Origin of the sequence: Pseudomonas sp. NPDC087598 (genome assembly GCF_044743525.1) — a bacterium.
Taxonomy (GTDB): Bacteria; Pseudomonadota; Gammaproteobacteria; order Pseudomonadales; family Pseudomonadaceae; genus Aquipseudomonas.
Window position 1 is genome coordinate 1 of the sequence record NZ_JBIUWQ010000111.1, and the last position, 6,759, is coordinate 6,759.

8 protein-coding genes are annotated in these 6,759 nt (G+C 57.7%); all 8 read left to right on the forward strand.

The genetic code is table 11. The features are described 5' to 3' along the window. On the forward strand, window positions 1-200 hold a 200-nt coding region (locus ACIOWE_RS29400; RefSeq protein WP_401304462.1), incomplete at its 5' end, for a 30S ribosomal protein S2. 203 nt (window positions 201-403) lie between these two features. Further along, complete coding sequence (tsf, locus tag ACIOWE_RS29405) at window positions 404-1,267, forward strand: translation elongation factor Ts (protein ID WP_401398444.1); 864 nt, start codon at window positions 404-406, stop codon at window positions 1,265-1,267. A gap of 209 nt (window positions 1,268-1,476) precedes the next feature. Beyond that, window positions 1,477-2,220, forward strand: a complete 744-nt coding sequence (pyrH, locus tag ACIOWE_RS29410; protein ID WP_003222124.1) for a UMP kinase — start codon at window positions 1,477-1,479, stop codon at window positions 2,218-2,220. Beyond that, complete coding sequence (gene frr, locus ACIOWE_RS29415; protein WP_095189365.1) at window positions 2,217-2,774, forward strand: ribosome recycling factor; 558 nt, start codon at window positions 2,217-2,219, stop codon at window positions 2,772-2,774. Before pyrH ends, frr begins: the two co-directional genes overlap by 4 nt. A gap of 14 nt (window positions 2,775-2,788) precedes the next feature. Then, entirely contained in the window at window positions 2,789-3,544 is a 756-nt protein-coding gene (gene uppS / locus ACIOWE_RS29420; protein ID WP_064120741.1) for a polyprenyl diphosphate synthase, read from the forward strand. Further along, window positions 3,544-4,350: a phosphatidate cytidylyltransferase gene (locus ACIOWE_RS29425; protein WP_103303032.1), complete on the forward strand. Its 807-nt coding sequence runs from the start codon at window positions 3,544-3,546 to the stop codon at window positions 4,348-4,350. The genes uppS and ACIOWE_RS29425 overlap by 1 nt, the downstream gene beginning before the upstream one ends. Continuing rightward, window positions 4,347-5,537 (forward strand): 1-deoxy-D-xylulose-5-phosphate reductoisomerase, encoded by a 1,191-nt coding sequence (ispC, locus tag ACIOWE_RS29430; protein WP_401398447.1) that lies wholly within the window; start codon window positions 4,347-4,349, stop codon window positions 5,535-5,537. The genes ACIOWE_RS29425 and ispC overlap by 4 nt, the downstream gene beginning before the upstream one ends. Window positions 5,538-5,591: 54 nt before the next feature. Continuing rightward, window positions 5,592-6,759, forward strand: a 1,168-nt coding sequence (gene rseP / locus ACIOWE_RS29435; protein ID WP_401398449.1) for an RIP metalloprotease RseP, incomplete at its 3' end; no start/stop codon positions are given.

A 6,759-nucleotide genomic window follows, 5' to 3' on the forward strand; every position in this document is an offset into this window, starting at 1 on the left:
GCATCCCGGTTATCGGCGTTGTCGATACCAACAGCAGCCCGGAAGGCGTTGACTACATCATCCCAGGCAACGATGACGCAATCCGCGCTATCCAGCTGTACATGGGTTCGATGGCTGACGCAGTTATCCGTGGTCGCAACAATGTTGGCGGCGGCACTGTAGAATTCGCAGCTGAAGAAACTCAGGCTGCAGCTGAGTAATTAACGCCTTGGCGTTGACTCAGTAAGCAAAAAGGGGGCTTGGCCCCCTTTTTGCCACCTCGAAAACCGTTGTCGGCGCCCACTTGTGGCAGCGCTCGCCCTGCACCTGTAACGTGCAGCGGCTACAACGGTGGTTCGGGAAGAATTGAACGCCCGTTCGATCGGGTGGAATGGTTGAAAACCTATCCAAGAGGAATTTGAAAATGGCAGCAATTACTGCAGCGTTGGTTAAAGAACTGCGCGAGCGTACCGGCGAAGGCATGATGGATTGCAAGAAAGCCCTGGAAAAGGCTGGCGGCGACATCGAAAAAGCCATTGATGACATGCGTGCTTCGGGCGCAATCAAGGCTGCCAAAAAAGCTGGCAACGTTGCCGCTGAAGGCGCCATCGCTCTGAAAGAAGACGGCAAATCTGCTGTTCTGCTGGAAGTGAACTCGCAGACCGACTTCCTGGCTCTGCAGGACGACTTCAAGGCATTCGTTGCTGAAAGCATTGAAAAAGCCTTCGCTGACAAGCTGACTGACGTTGCTCCGCTGATCGAAGCCCAAGAAGCTGCTCGCCTGGTACTGGTCGGCAAGGTTGGCGAAAACGTCAACATCCGTCGTCTGGTTCGCGTAGAAGGCGACGTTGTTGGTGGCTACCTGCACGGCAACAAGATCGGTGTTGCAGTTGTTCTGAAAGGCGGCAACGTTGAACTGGCCAAAGACATCGCTATGCACGTAGCGGCCAGCAACCCTGAGTTCCTGCTGCCATCGGAAGTTTCGGCTGAAGCTATCGAGCGCGAAAAAGCTGTGTTCCTGCAACTGAACGAAGAAAAAATCAAAGGCAAGCCAGAAAACATTGTTGAGAATATGGTCAAAGGCCGTATCAGCAAGTTCCTGGCTGAAGCGAGCCTGGTTGAGCAGGCGTTCGTCAAGAACCCTGAAATCAAGGTTGGCGAACTGGCCAAGAAAGCTGGTGCTGAAATCGTTTCCTTCACTTACTTCACAGTAGGCGAAGGCATCGAGAAGCCGGTCGACAACTTCGCTGAAGAAGTTGCTGCCCAGCTGGCTGCCGCCAAGCAATAAGACAGTTTTCAACTGTCGCCCGAAAGAGGCTGCCCGCTCACGCGCGCAGCCTCTTTTCAGATGGGGTTATCAATTTTTAATTGGTTTCCACTTGGAACTGACTTACAAAGCCATGTTCCGATGGCGCTGAAGCAGCGCCAAGCTAGAGTGAACGCCAGCTGTAAACAGCTCGCAAAGAATTTTTAAATACGCCGCAGGAGAGATTCGCAATGGCTCAGCAGGGCAGTGGTTATCAGGCTCGCTATAAACGCATTCTACTCAAGCTTAGCGGCGAGGCCCTGATGGGCTCGGAAGAGTTCGGGATCGATCCAAAGGTGCTGGATCGGATGGCGCTGGAAGTCGGCCAGCTGGTCGGTATCGGCGTACAGGTCGGTCTGGTGATCGGCGGTGGCAACCTGTTCCGCGGTGAAGCGCTGAGCAAAGCCGGCATGGATCGGGTTACAGGCGACCACATGGGCATGCTGGCCACTGTGATGAACGCCCTGGCCATGCGCGACGCGTTGGAGCGTGCGAATATCTCGGCCATCGTCATGTCGGCCATTTCCATGGTTGGTGTGACCGATCATTATGATCGCCGCAAAGCCATGCGCCACCTGAACTCCAAAGACGTCGTGATCTTCGCGGCCGGTACCGGCAATCCGTTCTTTACCACGGATTCGGCAGCCTGCCTGCGTGCAATCGAAATTGATGCCGACGTTGTGCTGAAGGCAACCAAGGTCGATGGCGTCTACACCGCAGACCCGTTCAAAGACCCGCATGCCGAGAAGTTCGATCATCTGACTTATGATGAAGTTCTGGATCGCAAGCTGGGTGTAATGGACCTGACGGCTATTTGCCTGTGCCGCGACCACAAAATGCCGCTGCGCGTATTCAACATGAACAAGCCCGGCGCCTTGCTGAACATCGTGCATGGCGGCGCTGAAGGCACTCTGATCGAGGAAGGTCAACAATGATCAACGAAATCAAGAAAGACGCTCAAGAGCGCATGCAGAAATCCCTCGAATCCCTGGCCCATGCATTTGGTCAGATTCGTACCGGTAAAGCCCACCCAAGCATTCTGGGCAGTGTGATGGTGCCGTACTACGGCGCAGACACCTCCATCACCCAAGTGGCCAACATCACGGTAAAAGACTCGCGCACCCTGCAAGTCGTGGCGTTCGAGCGCAATATGCTCGCAGCTGTCGACAAGGCAATCCAGAGTGCTGGCCTGAACCTCAATCCGACCAACCTGGGCGAATTGTTGCTGATCTCCATGCCAGCCTTGACCGAAGAAACCCGTAAGGGCTTTACCAAGCAGGCTCGCAGCGCAGCAGAAGATGCTCGTGTAGCTGTGCGCAACATCCGTCGTGATGCGCTGGGCGAGCTGAAGAAACTGGTCAAGGACAAGGAAATCAGTGAAGACGAAGAGCGTCGCGCAGCCACTGATATCCAGAAGCTTACCGATAAGGCTGAGGCCGATATCGATGCGGCTACCAAGCAAAAAGAAGCGGATCTGATGGCCGTATAAGGTTCGAGTTTTAAATGGACAAGACCAAGCAGACTGCGCCGTCCGCGGTGCCGCGCCATGTCGCGATCATCATGGATGGCAACAATCGCTGGGCGAAAAAACGCTTTATGCCGGGTGTCGCCGGGCATAAAGCGGGCGTGGATGCTGTGCGGGCTGTTATTGAGGTGTGCGCTGAGGCCAAGGTTGAAGTGTTGACCCTGTTCGCCTTTTCCAGTGAAAACTGGCAGCGCCCGGCCGATGAAGTCAGTGCCTTGATGGATCTGTTCTTCAAAGCCTTGCGTCGTGAAGCCAAGCGTCTCAATGACAACAACATCAGCCTGCGCATCATCGGCGATCGTTCGCGCTTTCATCCGGAGCTTCAAGCCGCGATGCGCGAAGCCGAGGCCATGACCGCAGGTGCCAATCGCTTCATCCTGCAGATTGCCGCCAATTACGGTGGTCAGTGGGATATCGCGCAAGCCGCGCAGCGCCTGGCCCGCGAAGTCCAGGCCGGGCATCTGCGCCCGGAAGACATTACCCCTGATCTGCTGCAAACCTGTCTGGCGACCGGCGATCTGCCGTTGCCGGACCTGTGCATTCGCACGGGTGGCGAGCACCGCATCAGCAACTTCCTGCTGTGGCAACTGGCTTACGCCGAGTTGTATTTCTCCGACCTGTTCTGGCCGGACTTCAAACACGATGCCATGCGCAATGCGCTGGCCGATTTCGCTTCGCGTCAGCGTCGTTTCGGTAAAACGAGCGAGCAGATCGAAGCTGGAGCCCGGGTTTAATGCTTAAACAACGAATCATCACTGCGCTGATCCTGCTGCCGATTGCCTTGTGCGGGTTTTTCCTGCTCGAAGGTTCGGCTTTTGCGCTGTTCATCGGTCTGGTCGTAAGCCTCGGCGCCTGGGAATGGGCGCGTCTGGCGGGCTTTACCGCGCAATCGTTCCGCGTCGGCTTTGCAGCTGTCGTCGCATTGATGCTGTTCGTCATGTACGTGCTGCCTGGTCTTGCGCCTTGGGTGCTGGGTGCTTCGGTGTTGTGGTGGGCAGTGGCAACGTTTCTGGTGTTGACGTACCCGCGCTCCAGCGAGCATTGGTCCAGTGCGGCCACCAAGCTGGTGATCGGCCTGTTGATTCTGCTGCCGGCCTGGCAAGGTCTGGTGCAGATCAAGCAATACCCGTTGGGTAACTGGCTGATCATGGCGGTAATGGTGCTGGTCTGGGGCGCAGATATCGGCGCCTATTTCTCCGGTCGTGCATTCGGCAAGCGCAAGTTGGCTCCTCAGGTCAGCCCAGGTAAAAGCTGGGAAGGCGTTTACGGTGGTCTGGCGTTGAGCCTGGTGATTACCGCCATTGTCGGGCTGGTGCGCGACTGGACGGTGGCAGAGTTGCTCAAAGGTCTGATTGGCGCTGCACTGATCGTATTTATTTCGGTCGTGGGTGACCTCACCGAAAGCATGTTCAAGCGTCAGTCCGGCATCAAGGACAGCAGCAATCTGCTGCCGGGCCATGGTGGCGTGCTTGATCGCATCGACAGCCTGACGGCTGCCATTCCAGTCTTTGCTGTATTGCTGTGGATGGCTGCGCCGTGAGCCGCCCGCAACAGATTACCGTTCTGGGGGCTACTGGCTCGATCGGTCTGAGCACTCTGGATGTGATTGCTCGTCACCCTGAGCGTTATCAGGTTTTTGCCTTGAGTGGTTTCACTCGTCTGGCTGAGCTGCTGGCCTTGTGCGTACGTCATGTGCCGCAGTTTGCCGTGGTTCCGGAAGTCGCCGCCGCTCGCGGTTTGCAGGACGATTTGCGTGCAGCAGGTTTGCCGACTCGCGTGCTGGTGGGGGAGGAGGGCTTGTGTCAGGTCGCCTCTGCGCCGGAAGTCGATGCGGTCATGGCGGCGATTGTCGGTGCTGCAGGCCTGCGCCCGACGCTGGCTGCTGTCGAGGCGGGCAAGAAGATCCTGCTGGCCAATAAAGAGGCGCTGGTGATGTCCGGCGCCTTGTTCATGCAGGCTGTACGCAAGAGTGGTTCGGTGCTGCTGCCGATCGACAGCGAGCACAACGCGATTTTTCAGTGTATGCCGCAGGATTTTGCCCGTGGATTGAGCAAGGTCGGTGTTCGTCGGATTTTACTCACAGCCTCTGGCGGCCCGTTCCGACAGACGCCTATGAGTGAGTTGGCGCATGTTTCACCTGATCAGGCATGTGCGCACCCGAACTGGTCCATGGGGCGCAAGATTTCCGTGGATTCGGCGAGCATGATGAATAAAGGTCTCGAACTGATCGAGGCCTGCTGGTTGTTTGATGCCAGACCGTCGCAAGTCGAGGTGGTGATCCATCCGCAGAGCGTGATTCACTCGCTGGTCGATTATGTCGATGGTTCGGTGTTGGCGCAGTTGGGCAATCCCGATATGCGTACACCGATTGCCAATGCGCTGGCCTGGCCGGAGCGAATTGATTCCGGCGTGGCGCCGCTGGACCTGTTTGCGGTCGCGCGTCTGGACTTCGAAGCGCCGGATGAAGAGCGCTTCCCATGTCTGCGTCTGGCGCGGCAGGCTGCCGAGGCAGGCGACAGTGCACCGGCGATGCTTAACGCCGCCAACGAAGTAGCGGTGGCAGCGTTTCTCGACGGACGGGTTCGTTACCTGGAAATCGCGAGTATCATCGAGGAGGTCTTGAGCCTTGAGCCGGTTGTTGCCTTGGGCGATCTCGATGCGGTCTTCACGGCAGACGCCAGGGCACGAGTCCTGGCAGAACAATGGTTGAAGCGTCACGGCCGATAGATCTGGAAACACAATGGCTTCACGCGGCACTGAACGGGATTGCGGAGAAAGTAGATGAGCGCGCTCTATATGATTGCCGGCACCCTGATCGCTTTGGGTGTGTTGGTCACCTTTCACGAATTCGGCCATTTCTGGGTCGCGCGCCGCTGCGGCGTCAAGGTTCTGCGCTTTTCCGTAGGCTTCGGTATGCCGTTGCTGCGCTGGCATGACAAGCAAGGCACTGAATTCGTCGTCGCTGCCATCCCGTTGGGTGGTTACGTCAAGATGCTCGACGAGCGCGAAGGTGAAGTGCCGGTTGATCAGCTTGATCAGTCGTTCAATCGCAAGTCTGTTCGCCAGCGTATCGCCATTGTCGCCGCCGGCCCGATTGCCAACTTCCTTTTGGCTCTGGTGTTCTTCTGGGTGCTGGCCATGCTCGGAAGCGAGCAGGTACGCCCGGTGATCGGGGCGGTTGAGTCCGGGAGCATTGCGGCCAAGGCTGGTTTGAGCGCAGGTCAGGAAATTGTTGCCATCGATGGCGAGCCGACCACTGGCTGGGCAGCCGTCAATCTGCAGCTGGTTCGCCGACTCGGTGAAAGCGGCTCGTTGCAATTGCTGGTCCGCGAGCAGGGTTCTACCGCAGATTCGCCGCGCGAACTGATGCTGGATCACTGGCTCAAAGGTGCTGATGAGCCGGATCCGATCCGTTCTCTGGGTATCCGTCCATGGCGTCCGGCCTTGCCGCCGGTGCTTGCCGAGCTGGATCCGAAAGGCCCGGCTCAGGCTGCTGGCCTGAAAACCGGTGATCGTCTGTTGACGCTTGATGGCCAGGCACTCAATGACTGGCAGCAAGTGGTTGATACGGTTCGTACGCGTCCTGATACCAAAATCATGCTGCGCGTCGAACGTGATGGTGCTCAAATCGACGTCCCGGTGACCTTGGCCGCTCGCGGTGAAAGCAAGTCGCCAAGCGGTTATCTGGGTGCCGGCGTGAAAGCGATCGACTGGCCGCCGCAGATGATTCGCGAGGTCAGTTACGGGCCGTTGGCCGCAATTGGCGAGGGTGCCCGTCGCACTTGGACCATGAGCATTCTGACGCTCGATTCACTGAAGAAAATGCTCTTCGGCGAGCTCTCGGTAAAAAACTTGAGTGGACCGATAACCATTGCTAAAGTGGCGGGCGCTTCTGCCCAGGCGGGGGGGGCGGCGGGGCGGGGGGGGCGGGGGGGGCGGGGGGGGGGCG

Excerpts from the sequence above, each read along its gene's own strand:
- tsf (WP_401398444.1), top strand. The coding sequence starts at position 404 with ATGGCAGCAATTACTGCAGCGTTGGTTAAAGAACTGCGCGAGCGTACC.
- pyrH (WP_003222124.1), top strand. The coding sequence starts at position 1,477 with ATGGCTCAGCAGGGCAGTGGTTATCAGGCTCGCTATAAACGCATTCTA.
- frr (WP_095189365.1), top strand. The coding sequence starts at position 2,217 with ATGATCAACGAAATCAAGAAAGACGCTCAAGAGCGCATGCAGAAATCC.
- uppS (WP_064120741.1), top strand. The coding sequence starts at position 2,789 with ATGGACAAGACCAAGCAGACTGCGCCGTCCGCGGTGCCGCGCCATGTC.
- ACIOWE_RS29425 (WP_103303032.1), top strand. The coding sequence starts at position 3,544 with ATGCTTAAACAACGAATCATCACTGCGCTGATCCTGCTGCCGATTGCC.